Here is a 15,519-nt window from a genome sequence, read left to right as displayed (position 1 = left end):
CGATGAGCATTGAAATGACTCTTCCGCTGGGCGGCGCCATCAACCCCGGCCAGCATCGCCTCAGCCGGGTGCAGATCGTTAATTGGGGCACCTTCCACGGACTTCATGACCTGGCCGTCGACCGTGCCGGAACCCTGGTCACCGGCCATCCCGGCGTGGGCAAGTCGACGCTGTTTGACGCCATGGGCCACGTGTTCTTTGCGACGCCGCGGCTGAATGAATCAGCCAATGACGCCGCCACCCGCGAAGATCGGCGCACCACCTTCTCCTACATGCGCGGCCGCCAGTTCAAGACCGCCGAAGGCACCGTCTACCAGCGTCCCGGGGCAACCTGGAGCGCCATCATCCTGAGCTACGACGACGGCATGGGCAATACCGTCACCGCCGGCGCGGTGTTCGATCTGCCCGACGCCGGCTTGGAAGGCCAGGTCTCCAAGCACTACCTGTTGTGCGAAGGCAAGGTCGATATCGCGGAGCTGGAACACCATGGCCCGCGCCGCTTCACCGTATCCTCGCTCTCCAAGGCGCTGGCTCCCACCGAGGCCTTCGACACCCACAAGGCATTTATCGAGCGCCTGCGCCGTCGCCTCGGGGTTGAAAGCGACAAGGCCTTTGCCCTGCTGCGCACCTTGCAAAACGGCAAGGGACTGGCCAAGGGCGTCAACCAGTTCTTCCGCCACGAAGTGCTCGAAGAACCGGCAACGCTTAAGGCCGCAGCCGCGGCAGTCGAGGACTTCGCCCACCTTCGCGGCATCTACCGCCAGCTGGATACCGCTCGCGCCCAGCGTGATGCGCTGGCCGATGTTCCGCAGCAGGACCAGGACTACCGGCAGCTGGAACAGCAGATCACCGAGACCCGCCAGCTGCTCGATAGCGACGTCCAGGAGCTGGAGTCCCAGGTCCGCCAGCTGGTCCTGCGCAATGATCTAGCCTCCCATCACAGCGAACTGTCGACCTTGCAGGCGGAAGAACAAGAGCTTCGCTCCCGCAAGGAGCAGCTCGATGACCAGTTGCAGTCCTTGGAAGCCGCCCACGATTCGGCTGGTTCTGCCTCGCTGATGCTTCTGGAACGCGAAGCCGATGTTGCCCGCAAAGCGCTGAGCGAGAAGGAAAACACCATTCGCGCCCTGCAGCAGCAGGCATCGGACGCGGGGTTGAACTTCGAATTCTCCGCCACCGGATTGGACGAGTTGCGCGCGAATGCAGCGCGCACCTTGCAGCAGCTGGCCTCGATCACCCGTGATGCGCAGACCGTGGAATATGAAGCCATGGCCTCGCTGGTGAACTTGCGCAAGCGGGCCGAGACTCTGGCTGAACAGATCCGCTCCTACCAGCGTCGCGCCAGCAACATCGACGACCGCTCCATCGCGGCTCGCCGTGCCATTGCCTCGGCCTGCTCTCTGAGCGAGGAACAGCTTCCGTTCGCCGGCGAGCTGATGGATGTTGCGGCCGATGCCTCGACCTGGCGCTTGGCGGCCGAGAAAGCCCTGCATTCCCTGGCCCGCACCCTGCTGATTCCGGGCGACCTGCTCGGCCAGGTGACCCACGCTATTGACCAGCTCGATGGCCTGGGGCGAGTGCGGTGGACCGATATTTCACAGCAGCCCAAGGATGCCGAAGCCGGGCCAGCCGATCTGGTGACCAAACTCGACTTCGCTCCCGGCGAGGCCGGCGCCTGGCTCAAGGCCAAGATCACCGCCGACTACCCGCTTGTCTGCGTCGAGAACGATGCAGCCATGCACGTGCATCCCAAGGCCATCACCCCGGCGGGCACGATGAAGACCGGCAATGGCACCTTTGAGCGCGATACCCGCGGGCTTCCTGCTTCCGAGTACCTGCTCGGCTTCACCAACGAATCAAAAATCTCCGAGCTGCAGTCCAAGGCCGCCCGCTTGGAAGAGAAGATCACCGAAGCCCAGACTTCAGCCGATGAGCGCAGCGCCGCCAAGAACAAGGTGGTCGCCAAGTCGCAGCTGCTCAAGGCGATCATCGCTGACGAGCGCAGCTTCAGCCAGTTGGATTCTTCGCCGGCGTTGGAGGCTCTTCGCCGCGGCGAGCAGAAACTCGGCGATGCCCTCTCGCTCTCCGGCGATTCCTCGCGGGTTCGCCAGCAGATCGAATCCGCCAAGGCCGAAGCCGAAAAGCTGGTCGGCGATTTGGCGCTGGTTCGCTCCCGCATACAGGATCTGCAGCTGCAGATCCAGCGCGCCGAGCAGGTCCTCGCCACAGCGCAGGAGCCGAGAAAGGACTGGGAGCAGGCGATTCCGCTGTCCCTGCGCCAGCATCAGCTCTTGGGCCCGGTCCTGGATCAGGTCGTTTCCGGCAACTGCCCTGCCAGCGAGCAGATCAGCGAGGCTTTCGCCGAGGTCAAGCTGCAATTGGGCAGCCAGATGAACTCGCTGAGCAGCAAGCGCCAAGAAATCGGCAGCCAGCTCAGTGAAACCTTCCGCCGTTTTGCCCGGGATTTCGGCACCTCGCATGCCCAGACCCACGGCACTTCTGCCGAGGCTGCCGAGCACTACACGCAGCTGCACGACCAGATTGTCGCCGACGGCTTGCCTCATCATGAAGCGCAGTTCCGCGAATATTTCGCCAACCGCTCCTATGAGCGCTTCAGCGACCTGCTGCAGCTGCTGGATGAAGAACGCCGCATGATCTCCGAACGCATCAAGCCGCTGAACCAGATCCTGGCCGAGGTGACCTTCGAGCATGGATCCATCCTGCGTCTGGAGGTCGAGAACGCGATTCCGGTCGAGGCCGGAAACTTCCGCAAGGAATTGAAGGATGCCCTGCAGGAGGCCTACACGACCAAGGATGAAACCACCTTGGCGACCTCCTACCAGGCGCTGGAATCCCTGGTGACGGCATTGAGTGATCCGGCGTTGAACGCCTGGCGCTCCACCGTGCTGGATGTTCGCCAGCACGTGGTCATCAGCTGCAATGAGCACAAGACCAACGGTGAGATCGAAACCGGTTTGGAGCCTGGAACCCTCTCGGGTGGCGAGGGGCAGCGCTTTACCTCCTTCATCATGGGTGCTGCTCTGGCCTACCAGCTGGGCTTCGCTTCTGCCGGATTCACGTCCTTCGGTACCGTGATGATCGATGAAGCCTTCATCCAGGCCAACTCCGAATATGCAGCTGCCGGCATACGTGCCTTGCAGGAATTCGGCTTCCACCTGGTGCTGGCCGCTCCCGAGGACAAGATCGATCTGAGCCGCCATCTGGGTTCCATTACGGACATCATCAAACATCCGGGATCGAATATCTCGGGCTTCGTGACCACCGGCCGCTCTCCGGCCATGGCCACCACCATCACGCTACGCAGCTAGAACGCGTTTCGCACGGATAAAGGTCCGGTTCCCTCGGCAGGGAACCGGACCTTTTGCTTCATGGCGTGGTGGCTACTTCATGAGGGCTTGAATGTGTTCAGGGATCATGTTCACACGTGGCATCAGTTCTTGCGGAACGAATTCAGGGTCGATGCATTCCTTCCAAAACTCCATGTGCGCTTTGTCGATCTCGTGATTCGAGTCCTGAACCATTGCACCGTTTTCACCCTGGATGCTGTACCAATACAAATACTCGACTCCGTCGATGCTTTCGCTAAAGATCGTCTCGACGTACATCTTTTCTTGTTCCAGGGTTTCAAGTACGGCTGGCATATTCGAATTCAGTAAATCCATCCATTCATTAACCTTTTCGGTCTTGCCAGGGAGCACGCGAAACCGGGTGAGTTCTATATTCATGGGTTAAGTCTTGATCCCGCTTGCCGGATGTTGCAAAAGGGCGGTCCCGGAGAACAGATGTGCTGTTCTCCGGGCCCGCCCTTCAGCGCCTATGACGCGTCTACTCGGTGGCCAAGCCTTCCACTGGTGAAAGCTTGGCAGCCCGCCGGCCTGGCGTGATGGAAGCCAGCAGTGCAGCAATCACGCTGATGGCCAGGACAGCAGCCAGCTGCCACCACGGGATGGAGTAGGTCAGGGTTCCCATGGATGCCAGTGCCGACTGCGCACCGAGCAGGCCGTAGGCGACACCCAGGATCATGCCGAGCAATGCCGCGACACCGCCGATCAGCACTGCTTCGGTAGCCAGCATGCTTCGCAGCTGCTTCTTCTTCAGCCCCAGCGCCCGCAGCAGCGAGTTCTCACGGGTGCGTTCAAGCACCGAGAGGCTGAGCGTATTGGCTACGCCGATCAACGCGATGAGCACGGCGACGGCCAGCAGCGCCGAGACGATGGTCAACAGCACGTCGATGATCTGGGTGAACATCGACTTCATGACCACGCCTCCGTCGATCATCGAAGATTCAACACCGGTGATATCCGAAATCTGGGTCACCAGGTCATTGATCTGCGAGCCAGCGACAGCGGAATCGACCTTGACGATGATGCCCGTGTAGGAATCCGGATCCTTGATACCCAGCGACTTGAACGTCTCGTTCGTGATCAGATTTCCCGAGAGCAACGCCCCGGATTCCTTGACCTTGAGCGATGTGCCGGCCACCTCAATGGTCTTCTGGTCAGTCTCCCACTGCGACAAGATCAGTTCGCCATCCTTCGGAACAACCTTCTGGTCCAGTACGGTCTTGGCGTATTGATCCGGGTCAACGGCGAGCAGCTGCATATTGACCAGTTCACCCTTGGACAGTTCCATGTCAGCATAGGCGCTGGTGAAGATCGAAGTTGCGCTCACGCCATCAACATCGTCGATCTGCTTGGCCAGCTTCTCAGCCTTGGCTTGGTTGGTCGCGCCATCGTAGAAGGACACCATCATGTCCACTGGATATTCGGCTGCTACCGAATTGTTCAGGCTGGCTTTGGCGGTTTGCCCGCCGACCATGATCATCGAAACCAGGGTCACGCCGATCAGCAGCGCGGTCGCGGTGGCAGTGGTTCGCCCTGGGTTGCGGACCGCGTTCAGCGCGGCCAGGCGTCGGGACGTGGACTTGCCGGCAATTGCCTTGCCGATGCCTGCCACGCTGCTCGGTACGAAGAGCGAGGCGAGCATCAAGATGCCCGGGAAGGAGACCAAGCCGCCGAGGAAGGCGACAATCAGGTTGCCCTTGATCGCTCCGAAGACCAGCAAGGCAACGCCGATCAATGCAAGGATCGTGCCGAAGACGATGCGGACAATGCCTGCGCGGTTCTTGACGCTGGCTGAGTCAAAGGGGCGAAGGGCAGCCAATGGCGCCAGCTTCATGGCGCGACGAGCAGGCAGGCTCGCGGCGACAATGGTCATCAGGATGCCAACAACAATCGGAATGGCCAGGCCAATCGGAGTCATCGCCAATGTTGCGTAGGACATGGCAGGAACCAGCGTATGCAAGAGCTGGATCAGGCCTGCCATCAACGCGATGGCCAGCAGGACGCCAATGACCGATGCGACGATGCCGATGACCAGGGCCTCAATCAGCACCGAGCTGCGGATCTGCTTGCGCTTGGCGCCCAAGGTACGCAGCAGCGCCAATTCACGGGTGCGCTGTGCGATCACTACAGAGAAGGTATTGACCACGACCAGGCCGGTGACGACCAGCGCGATCAAGGCGAAGATCACGAGGATGACGCTGAGCTGGTCGGTGCCGCCGGTCAATTGCGCTACTTCGTCGATGACCTTTTGATCTGCCGAGACAACTGCGATGTCCTTCTTCTTCTGGTCTGCGAAGTAGTCCTGCAGCTCTTGGCGCACGGCGTCGATGGACCCGTCGGCGTTGATGACCACATCGCGGAAGACCGCGCCGTCGCCAGCGAAATGGTTCCAGGCCTTTTCGCTCATCCCGGCCAGCGCATAGGCGGAGGTCTGCGGGTTGGTTGAGGATCGCTGGATGCCGACAACCTTGATGTTTTGGGTCTTCCCCTGGTCATCGCTCAGTGCGACAACATCGCCAATGGAAATGCCCATGTCTTCGGCATGCGAATCATCGATGGTCATCTCGTTATTGGCCAGTGGAGCCCGGCCTTCGAGCAGCTCCATGCCGCCTAGTCCCTGGTTCGGGTCGACCGGCTGGATCTGAACGGTGTAGCCGTTATCCGCGGTATGCAGCTGGCCGTAGGCAAAGCCCAAGCCATAGGCGGTGGATACTCCGGGCAGCTCGCGAACGCCGTTGATTTCCTTGGTGGTCAGCTCCGTCGACTCGTCCGGGTCGGCGCTCGGGCTTGGATCCCAGTAGGCGACCAAATCGGCGTTCTTGTAGGAGTCCCCCAAGGAATTCTTCAAGGTCGCCTGAGTTGATGAGTTCACTGCCAGTGTTGCCGCCAGGAACGCGGTGCCGATGGCAACTGCGAGCACGACGGCGATATAGCGTCGCGCATAGGTCTTGATATTGGAAAGTGCTACGTGCAGCATCGCTTACTCCGCCAAAGAGGCAAGCGCCTCGGACACGGTAGCCACGCTTGGCTCCTCGATGGTTCCCACGATGGCGCCGTCCTTCATGAGCAGGACGGTGTCAGCGTAGGACGCGGCGACAGGATCGTGGGTCACCATGATGATGGTCTGCCCCATCTCACGGGTCGAGGTGCGCATCAGCGACAGCACCTCTGCACCGGTGCGGGAATCCAGGTTGCCCGTTGGCTCGTCGCCGAAAACCACCTCGGGACGGGTGAGCAGCGCTCGGGCGACAGCTACTCGCTGTTGCTGGCCGCCGGAGAGCTCATGCGGCTTGTGGGTGAGGCGATCGCGCAGGCCCAAGGCGTTGATCACGGTGTCGAACCAGGCTTTATCGTGCTTCTTGCCGGCAAGGGACAGCGGCAGCAGGATGTTCTCTTGCGCGTTGATGGTGGGCACCAGATTGAAGGACTGGAACACGAAGCCGATCTGTTCGCGGCGCATTTCGGTGAGCTGATCGTCGCTAAGCGATAGCAGGTTCTTGCCGCCGATGATGATTTCTCCGCCGTCGGCTGAGTCCAACCCGGCCAGGCAGTGCATCAGGGTCGACTTGCCGGATCCGGAAGGGCCCATGATGGCGGTGAAACGCGAGCGGGCGAAGGCAACGTCGACGCCGCGCAGCGCTTCAACTCGGGTGGTGTCATGTCCGTAGGTTTTGGTCAGCCCGCGAGCGGCGACCGCATAATCAGTTTTTGGCAGGGTTTCAGAAGTCATACCAAAAGAATATAAACTTCCTAGCCAGAGGGGCATCCACCAACAGGCTTGTCTTGTTTACCGAGCGCTCATACTCAGGTATGACCCAGTTGGGGCAAAACCAAGTCACAGGTGATCCGGCGCGGATTTATTGATCCGAAAGCTAGCACCCGTGCTGATGCTCAGTGCTTTGGTGCGATGATGGCTCGATCTGGAAAGTCGAATGTTCAATGCTGATCGTGAAGTGGTCAGCCACGCAATTTTGCAGGTTCTTCAACAGGTCGCCGGCGACTCCTGCGGAGAACATGGAGTCTTCGACGACCACGTGGGCGGTGAGCACCGGAAGGTTGGAGGCGATCTGGCTGGCATGCAGATCATGCACTGCGATAACCCCGGGCTGGTTCTCAAGATGTTCGCGTACCGCATTGAGGTCCAAGCCCCGCGGCGTGGATTCCAGCAGGATGTGGGTGGTTTCGCTCAACAGCCTCATGGCGCGTGGCACAATCAGCGCGCTAATCACCAGGGCTGCGATCGAGTCTGCGCGCATCCACCCGGTAGTCGCGATGACGATGGCTGCAATGATCACGGCGACAGACCCCAGGGCGTCGTTGACGACTTCAAGGAATGCGGCACGCATGTTGAGGTTGTTCTTGCGCCCCGCGGAGATGATCCACATGGAAATGACATTTCCGAAGAGGCCAACAACACCGAAGACCAGGAGCCCCGTGGGGTGGATATCCGCCGGAGCGAAGAGCCTGCGGACGGCGTCAACGGCCGCATATATCCCCACGGCCAAGAGCAGTGCTGACTGCACGGTGGCAGAGAGCACTTCAGCGCGCCGAAAACCCCATGTGCGTTTTGTCGTAGGTTTGCGTGCAATCAAGTTGGCCGCGGTCAGGGCGAGCAGCAGCCCGAGCGTATCGGTCAGCATATGTGCGGCATCAACCAGCAGCGCCAGCGAACTGGTGACGATGGCTCCGATGATTTCGGCAACGAGGATGCAAGCGGTGATGCCGAAGGCCCAGGCCAAGCGGGCGCGATTCGCGTCCGAATGGTCGTGCGAGTGGCCATGGGAATGATCGTGGCCCATGATTACACCTCCGCCAGGTTGCCGGTGTGTGCTTCATGCCAATGATGCGTTTGGTTTGGAATGAGCTGCTGTGCCAACAAAAGCAGCTGATCCAGATATTCAGCCTGGCCCAGCGAATAGATGCTGGCCCGCCCTTGGCTGCGGACTGTCACCAGGTCGGTATCCCGCAGGCAGGCAAGATGGGCGCTGACGGTGCTTTGGGCCAGCCCGAGATGATCGGTGAGTTCCCTGACCTTGTGCTCCCCGGTCTTCAGGTGCTCAAGGATCAGCAGCCGCGTCGGGTCGGCAAGGGCATGGAAGAGGGCAGCTTGCCGCGTCTTGCCTTCACGATCCAGCACTTCATCGCTTTTGGACTCTATCATCGCCATATAACGATGATAGATCACTGCGCCCGAAATCTGAAGACCTAGTAGCGAACCAAGGCCCGATTCAGCCTCTGGCGGCTCGCCGGGGCGCTCGCATCTGGCACAGGACCCTCATTGTTACGCAATAGAACCGGCCTATACTGAACGTGAAGCGCCGCTAATTGAGCACTTCAAACTCCGTCATACAGGCCGAAATTTCGCGGTTGAACGTCCGCGAGCCGCTACGGCCTCCGACATCCAACCGGCACTCGAGATTTACTAAAATCTGAAGCATTTCTTCAGTACATGCCCTTGACCTCACTCAATGCGAAGATAGATACATGACTGAAGATCTTGTTATCGGTGAAGATGGCCTCGCCCGACCGCAATGGGCAGCCACCAACGATATGCTCCGCGACTACTACGATTCCGAGTGGGGCATGCCGGTGAATACCGAGGCAGGAGTCTTCGAGCGGCTGAGCTTGGAATGTTTCCAGTCCGGGCTTTCGTGGGCCATCATCCTGTCCAAGCGGGAGGCTTTCAGGCAGGCCTTCGCCAACTTCGATCCCGAAAAGGTCGCTCTCTTCACGGAGAACGACTTTGACAGCCTCATGGACAACCCCGGCATCGTGCGCAACAAGCTGAAGATTCGCGCTACCATCGCGAATGCGGAAGCTACGCTCATGATGCGTGAAGAGGGAGGGTTGGCCAATTTCATCTGGTCCTTCAAGCCCGAGGCGACTCCCACCCCTCGAACCATAGCGGAGATCCCCACTCAGAGCCCTGAATCCAAGGAACTAGCCAAAGCCTTGAAAAAGCGCGGTTTCAAATTTGTTGGGCCTACGACGATGTTCGCGCTTATGGAAGCCATCGGCATGGTCGATACGCATCTGGTGGGATCCCACCGGCGCAACAGCTCTGGAATCTGGGCCTAGAACTCATGCGGCTGCGTTTGGAAGCGGCGGGAACGCTGGATATCGCGCATGCGCTCTCCGTGCTGAGCCTCCATTCACTTCCAGCCCAGGAGAACATCAATTCCGGCAGGGCCGAGGTCCACAGGGTTCTGCGCATTGAGGATCACCTGATTGATACTCGCCTGACATTGGATGCATCAGGAATCTCCGTGGATCATGACGCCCCGATGGAGTTGCTTCCCCAGCTTCAGACGGTCATCATCCATTGGTTCGGGCTTGAGCAGGACGCATCCGGCGCCTATCAGGCCCTCTCGGAGATGCAAGGATTCAAGATCCTGGCCGTGGCATTTCCTCATCTGAGGCTCATCAGTTATCCGGACCTATTCGAAGCGCTCGCAACTACGGTCATCGGCCAACAAGTCTCGCTGGCTGCCGCGAGGACATTGGCCGGGCGATACGTTGATCATCTGGGTGACGCGCACCCGTCGGGACTGCGGGCCTTCCCCACCGCCGAGGCCACCGCGAGCCTGAGCCCCGCGGAGATCCAGGCCATCATTCGATGCCCGTTGTCGCGGGCCGCAACGTTGCACACCGTCGCCTCGTGGTACCTCGATGACGGGCAAGAACTTGGTCAGCGGCCGGACGAATTCCTAGGGCAGCTGCTATCTTTGCGCGGGGTCGGCCCGTGGACCCGAGACTATATGGCACTGCGCGGGCTGCGAGACCCAAAGATTTTTCTGGATTCCGATCTTGTCGTCAGACGGGCTCTCAAGGATCTTGGCATCGCACCTGGCGCTGGTGCGTCCCTGCCCGTAGGTACGGGATACCTGGCCACCTTGCTCCTGTGGGCCCATGACTCCGTCAACCGCGGCAAATGAAAAAGGAACTTGCCAAGGTGTGCAATCTTGGCAAGTTCCTTTTTCTGCGATCCGGATGACTGAGCAGGTCATCCGATTCCCTATTCCCCTTATTCAAGCCGGCTAAGCCGACCACTAGGTCGAGGTGAGCAGCCCCGAACCGTAGCGAACTGGCCGATGATATCGGTCAAGTTTGTCGCTTCTCCCGACCACACACGGGAGAAGCTCTGGAATAAGCATAACCTAACTAGCCCTAATAAGGTCAACCCCTAATCACCTAATATCTGTAATTTTTTATTAGGTGTGTCTAACTTAGTCCTTAGTCGGCGAAGATCTTGCCGACTTCGGTGCGCTTTTCTGCCTGGAAAGCATCTTCGGCTCGGCCGAATGCCCAGTACGCGGACAATGACATGTCACGGCGTTCCACAGCGCGCTCATCATAGAAGTAGAGGCGCAACCGCTTCATCACTTCACGCTCGCCGTGGGCGAAGACCTGCACGCGGCCGCCTGACCACGGGTACTCTCGCACGGCCTGTTCCAAGACGGTATTCTGCGGGGTAAATGCTTCGTTGCGATGCAGCCACCGGACTTCTACACCTTCTGGGTGAACCAATTCCAGCTCATCAGCAGCGTCGGCGACCTCAATGATGGCCACGCCCTTCATCTGAGGCGACATGGCTTCCAAAGCGGCAGAAATTGCCGGAATCGCGGTCTCATCACCGGCAAAGAAATGGAAGTCGAATTCTTCGCGTGGAACGAAGAGGCCAGCTGGCCCGGCGAAACAGATCGACGAACCGATCTCTGTGTCCCGCGCCCATTTCCCAGCCAGCCCTTCATCGCCATGGACGACGAAATCAACGTCAATGGTCTGCGCTTCATGATCGCTGCTACGCACGGTGTAGGTGCGGCGCACCGGCAGATCTTCCGGTGCCAGCTTATTGCGCAGCTCTTCCATGTCGTAAGGCATGTCCAGGCCCAGCTCCGGCTTGGCGAACAGGAACTTGACGTATCGGTCTGTCACGTCCTTGTCGACGAAGTTGGCAAAGCCGGGCCCGCCGAGCGTCAAGCGAATCAAATGAGGTGCGATCTGTTCCCGCTTGAGCACCTGCAGAACAACTTGAGGACGTGCAGGTCGAGCCTCGGTTTGCGGACGTCCGCCAGCTGGCTGAGACATAACATCACTTCCTGTCTGAATAAGAGTAGATAGATCAATCCTAATTGACAGGAGCGTCAGAGCTTACTTCGGGAAGGTCGGAGCGCCTTCGAAGGCGCTTAGTCCCTCACGTTCTTCAGGGCTTAGCCTCTGAACTCGGGATGTTGATGGGTCAAAGTACGCCAGCGTCGTAGCGGCTTTAACACATAGGTAATCCTCAATTGGGTCCCTGAATTCATAGCAGATATCAAAACTTGCGGGTTTGATATTTGCGACCCACAGGTCGACATTCACCGGTACGTTGCGGTATTCCAGCGGCTTGGAGTACCGAACACGGTGCTCCACTACCAAGATCTGGGTTCCTGCTGGCACGGCGGAGAAAATATCGGCCTGCGGCTCAACGCCTGGAGCACCGGTGCCTCCGGGCACGCCAAACCCGGCGATGCGTGCTTCTTCCATCAACCTGATCAGGTTCACGTTGTTAACGTGCCCGTACGCGTCCATATCGCCCCAACGCATTGGCACCTGCACGCGAAGAGTTGATTCAGCCATTTTCGTTCTTCCTTCTACAAATCTTTTGCGTCAGCATCGACCAATTCCAGCTTGACCAGCTGGTCCAGAATCCGTGCGCCATCTGGCTCATAAACCCAGCGCACCCCTGGAGTCGTACGCCGCAGCTCGTTGGAACGGCCACCAGCGAGCACAGCTTCGGACGGGGTCAATTGGCGGATCACGATAGCGCGCACCAGTTCGGGATACCGCCGGGCAAACTCTGCGTAGATCGCAGGGTCATGCTGCCCATCGTCGCCCACAAGGATCCACGAGATGTGCGGGAACTCTTGGGCCAAACGCCGCAGCTGGTCCACTTTATGCTGCATGCCGCTGCGGAACCAGGAACGGTCCGTTGGACCCCAGTCCGTCAGCAGCAACGGGCCTTCTGGATAGAGATTGCGGGACATGAAACGCTGCAGTGTCTGGGCAACATTCCATGCACCGGTGGAGAGGTAAACCATCGGTCCGCCAGGATGTTCTTGCCGTACTTTTTGCAGCATGACCGCCATGCCCGGGGTTGCCACGCGTGCATGTTCCGAGAGGACAAATGAGTTCCATGCAGCCAGCAAGGGACGCGGCAACGCCGTAACCACCACGGTGTCGTCCACGTCGCTGATCACGCCGTATTTCTGAGCCTGGTCAATGACCATGATGCGCGCGGTTGCCTCGTCGCCATCATGCGCCTGAAGATGGATTTCATTCCATCCGGCTGGCAGATCGACCGACAGTTTTACGTCAATGACGCCACCGCGGTCCGCCTGCACCTCGAACCGGTGCTCGCCGACCATGATGCTGACTTTTCCAAAAGGCAGAATAGGCGAAACGAAATTTCGGAAGCCCCTGATCCCGTCCGCGATCATCTGTGCTTGATGCTGCCCGAATTCAAAGGCTCCAGGGCCGGCAAGCACGACACGAGCCAGAACGCGGATCCATCCGCCATCGGGGCCGGTGGAGCCGTACCCGGTATAGGGAAGAATCACCGCCCCTTGGCCCTTCGCCAGTGCCCGCTTGGCACGCCAATTGTGGAATCTGTCTTCCACTCGCGAAGCAACGTGACGGGCTCGCTGATCAGTCGAAATGTGACTCATGCTCACAGTCTTTCATGATCTCGCCAAACCTTGGAAAAACGACAAGCAGTCAAAGCCCGCCATGTGACTCGAACAGTGCACTTGCCTGTTCGCTAGGAGTAGGGATAGAAGCCTTCACCGCTCTTGCGCCCTAGCAGTCCGGCTTCCACTTTTTCAGTAATCAGCGGATGTGGCTTATCCGCCTCATTGCCAGTTTCGGCATAGGTGGCCTGGGCAATGAAGTCGATGACATCCAAGCCGACCATATCCATCAGCTCAAAGGGGCCCATGGGGTGGCCGAGCGCGGTTTTGGCCGTGGTATCGATATCTTCAATGCTGGCGATCCCCGCGTGGGCCAGGTTCAGCGCTTCGGCATTGATCGCCCCCATCATGCGGTTAGCAATGAATCCTGGAATCTCTTTATTCACCAATACCGGCTGCTTGCCCAGCTTGGTGGCCACCTCGGTCACGGCTTGCACGGTTTCATCGCTGGTCTGTTCGTTGCGGACTACTTCAACGCATTTCATCACCAACGCGGGATTGAAGAAGTGCATGTTGCATACCTGCTCAGGGCGGCCGCTGGCTTGGGCCACGCGAGAGGAAGGCAAGGTGTCGAGGAGTTGGTTGCCAAGATGGCGTGGGCTGGCGCTTTTTCGCCCAGGGTGGCAAAAATCTGCTCCTTAATATCCAGGCGTTCCACGGCAGCTTCGATGACCAAGTCTGCGTTGCTGGCGCTGTCTTCCAAATCGGTGCTCTGGGTCAGGTTGTTCAAGGCAGCGTCCGCGTCGGCCTGAGCCAATTTGCCCTTGGCAACCCTTGACGCGACCCACCCTTCCAGTTCCTTGCGGGCGGCCGACAAAGCATCGCTGGAGATATCTTGCAAGACCGTCGTGTAGCCGCTGAGCGGGCAGCTCATCGCGATCTGCCGGCCCATGGTTCCGGCGCCAATTACCAAAATACGTTCAATCGTCATTGATGGTTCTTCCTTCGGCACTCCAGCGTGGGCTTTCAGCCCCGCAGATAAGTCGTCGTCGTATGCGTGTAGAACTCCCGAGCTGCCGCTCCTTGTTCCTTCGGCCCGTAGCCAGATGCTTTGGCCCCTCCGAAGGGAACGTGCGGGTCTGCACCTGCTGATTCCGAATTTACATGCAATATGCCAACATCCAGTGTTTGTTGAGCTTGGATTGCCGTAGAAAGATTGCTCGTGAACAGGGCCAGGCTCAGGCCGAAGTCTGAGTCCTCCGCCGCTTCAAATGCCTGCTCAATACCTTTTACGGTGCGCACTGCCAAAATCGGGGCAAAAAATTCTTCCCTCCACGCGCAGTTGTCGCGGCCCGTGGCATCCGAAGGCAAATCCAGAATAGTCGGGGCCAAGAAATTGCCGGATTCCGGCGCCGCACCTTGGAACCGGAGCGTTGCGCCTTCGGCTACTGCGCGCTCGATTCCTTCACGGGCCGAGGCCGCCGCTTTCGCATCCACCAAAGGGCCCATATGCATTTCCGGGTCCAGCGGGTTGCCGGTCTTCCATTGTTCCAGCCGTGTTGTGAGCTTCGCAAGGAATTCTTCTGCAATCGCTTCGTCCAGGATGAGGCGGCTGGTCGCTGTGCACTTTTGACCGGTTGACCTGAAGGCGCCGAACAGCACCTGTTCGCTTGCCAGGTCCAAGTCAGCATCAGCCAGCACCACCGAAGCGTTCTTGCCTCCCATCTCCGCCTGCACAGGAATGCCGCGCGCGGCACCGGAGGCACAGAGACGACGGCCTACCGCGGTTGATCCGGTGAAGGACAAGCCATTGACATAGCTGTTGGATAGGAAACCGTCGCCTAGCGCGCCCGGACCAATGACGAGGTTCAGCACCCCTGCTGGCAGCCCGGAATATTCCAAGGCTTGCACGAGCCGAAGCGCGAGAATAGGCACGAGGCTGGCGGGTTTAAAAACGACGGTATTTCCGAAGACGAGTGCCGGAGCGATTTTCCAGGCTGGGATGCCGATTGGAAAGTTGAAGGGAGTAATGATGCCCACGACGCCCAGCGGTTTGTGGGTCACCAGGATCTGTTCCCCATGGCGGGGAGACTGGAATACGGTTCCGGCCGCACGGTCGCTTTCACCTGCGTAGTAGGTGAAGATCTGGGCTGCGCGCAGGACTTCACCGATGCCTTCGGCCCGCGTTTTCCCTTCTTCAGCCGCCAGTTCCTCACCGAATTGTTCTGCATGCTCCTTGAGGTAGCCGGCTGCCGTGGCAAGGATGGCTGCACGGGTGGCCATCGGTACCGCGGCCCAGGATTTTTTGGCCTGGTGTGCGGCAGCGAAAGCAGCATCGACCTGGCCTTCGCTGGCCGCGGCCCCTGCGGCAAGTACTCGCGACTCATCTGCTGCCGCGACGGAGGTGATTTTGCGGCCTTCGCCTTCAAGCCAGTTGCCGTTGAGATATTGGCGCAATGCCACCGGGGCGGATGCTGCTTCCATGG

At 59.3% G+C, this 15,519-nt stretch carries 14 protein-coding genes; 3 read left to right on the top strand and 11 right to left on the bottom strand.

Annotation, left to right across the window (positions count from 1 at the left end):
* The first annotated feature begins 2 nt into the window (after window positions 1-2).
* The gene (locus D3791_RS11455) at window positions 3-3,329 is read left to right on the top strand and encodes an ATP-binding protein (RefSeq protein ID WP_172512262.1); all 3,327 of its coding nucleotides are present in this window, start codon (window positions 3-5) and stop codon (window positions 3,327-3,329) included.
* Window positions 3,330-3,401: 72 nt separating this feature from the next.
* On the opposite strand, the gene D3791_RS11450 is transcribed toward D3791_RS11455, so the two are convergent.
* The 5 genes from D3791_RS11450 to D3791_RS11430 all read right to left on the bottom strand — a co-directional run bounded on the left by D3791_RS11450 (window position 3,402) and on the right by D3791_RS11430 (window position 8,532).
* Entirely contained in the window at window positions 3,402-3,746 is a 345-nt protein-coding gene (locus D3791_RS11450; RefSeq protein WP_022874803.1) for a DUF6176 family protein, read from the bottom strand.
* A 100-nt stretch (window positions 3,747-3,846) separates the two neighbouring features.
* Window positions 3,847-6,342, bottom strand: a complete 2,496-nt coding sequence (locus D3791_RS11445; RefSeq protein ID WP_172512261.1) for an ABC transporter permease — start codon at window positions 6,340-6,342, stop codon at window positions 3,847-3,849.
* A 3-nt stretch (window positions 6,343-6,345) separates the two neighbouring features.
* Window positions 6,346-7,095: an ABC transporter ATP-binding protein gene (locus tag D3791_RS11440; protein WP_022874801.1), complete on the bottom strand. Its 750-nt coding sequence runs from the start codon at window positions 7,093-7,095 to the stop codon at window positions 6,346-6,348.
* 142 nt (window positions 7,096-7,237) lie between these two features.
* Window positions 7,238-8,164 carry a cation diffusion facilitator family transporter gene (locus D3791_RS11435; protein ID WP_172512260.1) on the bottom strand — a complete coding sequence of 309 codons (927 nt, stop codon included), beginning with the start codon at window positions 8,162-8,164 and terminating at the stop codon, window positions 7,238-7,240.
* Between the two features lie 2 nt (window positions 8,165-8,166).
* Window positions 8,167-8,532 (bottom strand): ArsR/SmtB family transcription factor, encoded by a 366-nt coding sequence (locus tag D3791_RS11430; RefSeq protein WP_172512259.1) that lies wholly within the window; start codon window positions 8,530-8,532, stop codon window positions 8,167-8,169.
* Between the two features lie 317 nt (window positions 8,533-8,849).
* On the opposite strand from D3791_RS11430, the gene D3791_RS11425 reads away from it, so the two are divergent.
* Together D3791_RS11425 and D3791_RS11420 are read left to right on the top strand one after the other, a co-directional pair.
* On the top strand, window positions 8,850-9,443 hold the full coding sequence (locus D3791_RS11425; protein WP_172512258.1) for a DNA-3-methyladenine glycosylase I: 594 nt from the start codon (window positions 8,850-8,852) through the stop codon (window positions 9,441-9,443).
* Window positions 9,444-9,448: 5 nt separating this feature from the next.
* Entirely contained in the window at window positions 9,449-10,300 is an 852-nt protein-coding gene (locus tag D3791_RS11420) for a DNA-3-methyladenine glycosylase family protein (RefSeq protein ID WP_172512257.1), read from the top strand.
* Between the two features lie 298 nt (window positions 10,301-10,598).
* Here D3791_RS11420 and D3791_RS11415 read toward each other — a convergent pair whose 3' ends face one another.
* The 6 genes from D3791_RS11415 to D3791_RS11395 form a co-directional block, all read right to left on the bottom strand.
* A complete protein-coding gene (locus tag D3791_RS11415; RefSeq protein ID WP_172512256.1) occupies window positions 10,599-11,453 on the bottom strand; it encodes a siderophore-interacting protein in 855 nt (284 codons plus the stop codon).
* A gap of 63 nt (window positions 11,454-11,516) precedes the next feature.
* Complete coding sequence (locus D3791_RS11410; RefSeq protein ID WP_172512255.1) at window positions 11,517-11,984, bottom strand: acyl-CoA thioesterase; 468 nt, start codon at window positions 11,982-11,984, stop codon at window positions 11,517-11,519.
* A 14-nt stretch (window positions 11,985-11,998) separates the two neighbouring features.
* On the bottom strand, window positions 11,999-13,072 hold the full coding sequence (locus tag D3791_RS11405; protein ID WP_022874794.1) for an App1 family protein phosphatidate phosphatase: 1,074 nt from the start codon (window positions 13,070-13,072) through the stop codon (window positions 11,999-12,001).
* Between the two features lie 92 nt (window positions 13,073-13,164).
* Window positions 13,165-13,605 carry a 3-hydroxyacyl-CoA dehydrogenase family protein gene (locus tag D3791_RS16880; RefSeq protein ID WP_343034488.1) on the bottom strand — a complete coding sequence of 147 codons (441 nt, stop codon included), beginning with the start codon at window positions 13,603-13,605 and terminating at the stop codon, window positions 13,165-13,167.
* The gene (locus D3791_RS16875; RefSeq protein ID WP_343034487.1) at window positions 13,578-14,024 is read right to left on the bottom strand and encodes a 3-hydroxyacyl-CoA dehydrogenase family protein; all 447 of its coding nucleotides are present in this window, start codon (window positions 14,022-14,024) and stop codon (window positions 13,578-13,580) included. Before D3791_RS16875 ends, D3791_RS16880 begins: the two co-directional genes overlap by 28 nt.
* 35 nt (window positions 14,025-14,059) lie before the next feature.
* Complete coding sequence (locus D3791_RS11395; protein WP_035761885.1) at window positions 14,060-15,517, bottom strand: aldehyde dehydrogenase family protein; 1,458 nt, start codon at window positions 15,515-15,517, stop codon at window positions 14,060-14,062.
* Window positions 15,518-15,519: the final 2 nt, after the last annotated feature.

The sequence above is a fragment of the Glutamicibacter mishrai genome (genome assembly GCF_012221945.1).
GTDB lineage: Bacteria > Actinomycetota > Actinomycetes > Actinomycetales > Micrococcaceae > Glutamicibacter > Glutamicibacter mishrai.
This window is presented reverse-complemented; position numbering and strand designations above follow the sequence as displayed.

Coding starts and splice junctions, on each gene's coding strand:
- D3791_RS11450 (WP_022874803.1), bottom strand. CDS start 3,746: ATGAATATAGAACTCACCCGGTTTCGCGTGCTCCCTGGCAAGACCGAA.
- D3791_RS11410 (WP_172512255.1), bottom strand. CDS start 11,984: ATGGCTGAATCAACTCTTCGCGTGCAGGTGCCAATGCGTTGGGGCGAT.
- D3791_RS11425 (WP_172512258.1), top strand. CDS start 8,850: ATGACTGAAGATCTTGTTATCGGTGAAGATGGCCTCGCCCGACCGCAA.
- D3791_RS16875 (WP_343034487.1), bottom strand. CDS start 14,024: ATGACGATTGAACGTATTTTGGTAATTGGCGCCGGAACCATGGGCCGG.
- D3791_RS16880 (WP_343034488.1), bottom strand. CDS start 13,605: ATGCACTTCTTCAATCCCGCGTTGGTGATGAAATGCGTTGAAGTAGTC.
- D3791_RS11435 (WP_172512260.1), bottom strand. CDS start 8,164: ATGGGCCACGATCATTCCCATGGCCACTCGCACGACCATTCGGACGCG.
- D3791_RS11415 (WP_172512256.1), bottom strand. CDS start 11,453: ATGTCTCAGCCAGCTGGCGGACGTCCGCAAACCGAGGCTCGACCTGCA.
- D3791_RS11405 (WP_022874794.1), bottom strand. CDS start 13,072: ATGAGTCACATTTCGACTGATCAGCGAGCCCGTCACGTTGCTTCGCGA.
- D3791_RS11445 (WP_172512261.1), bottom strand. CDS start 6,342: ATGCTGCACGTAGCACTTTCCAATATCAAGACCTATGCGCGACGCTAT.
- D3791_RS11440 (WP_022874801.1), bottom strand. CDS start 7,095: ATGACTTCTGAAACCCTGCCAAAAACTGATTATGCGGTCGCCGCTCGC.
- D3791_RS11395 (WP_035761885.1), bottom strand. CDS start 15,517: ATGGAAGCAGCATCCGCCCCGGTGGCATTGCGCCAATATCTCAACGGC.
- D3791_RS11420 (WP_172512257.1), top strand. CDS start 9,449: ATGCGGCTGCGTTTGGAAGCGGCGGGAACGCTGGATATCGCGCATGCG.
- D3791_RS11455 (WP_172512262.1), top strand. CDS start 3: ATGAGCATTGAAATGACTCTTCCGCTGGGCGGCGCCATCAACCCCGGC.
- D3791_RS11430 (WP_172512259.1), bottom strand. CDS start 8,532: ATGGCGATGATAGAGTCCAAAAGCGATGAAGTGCTGGATCGTGAAGGC.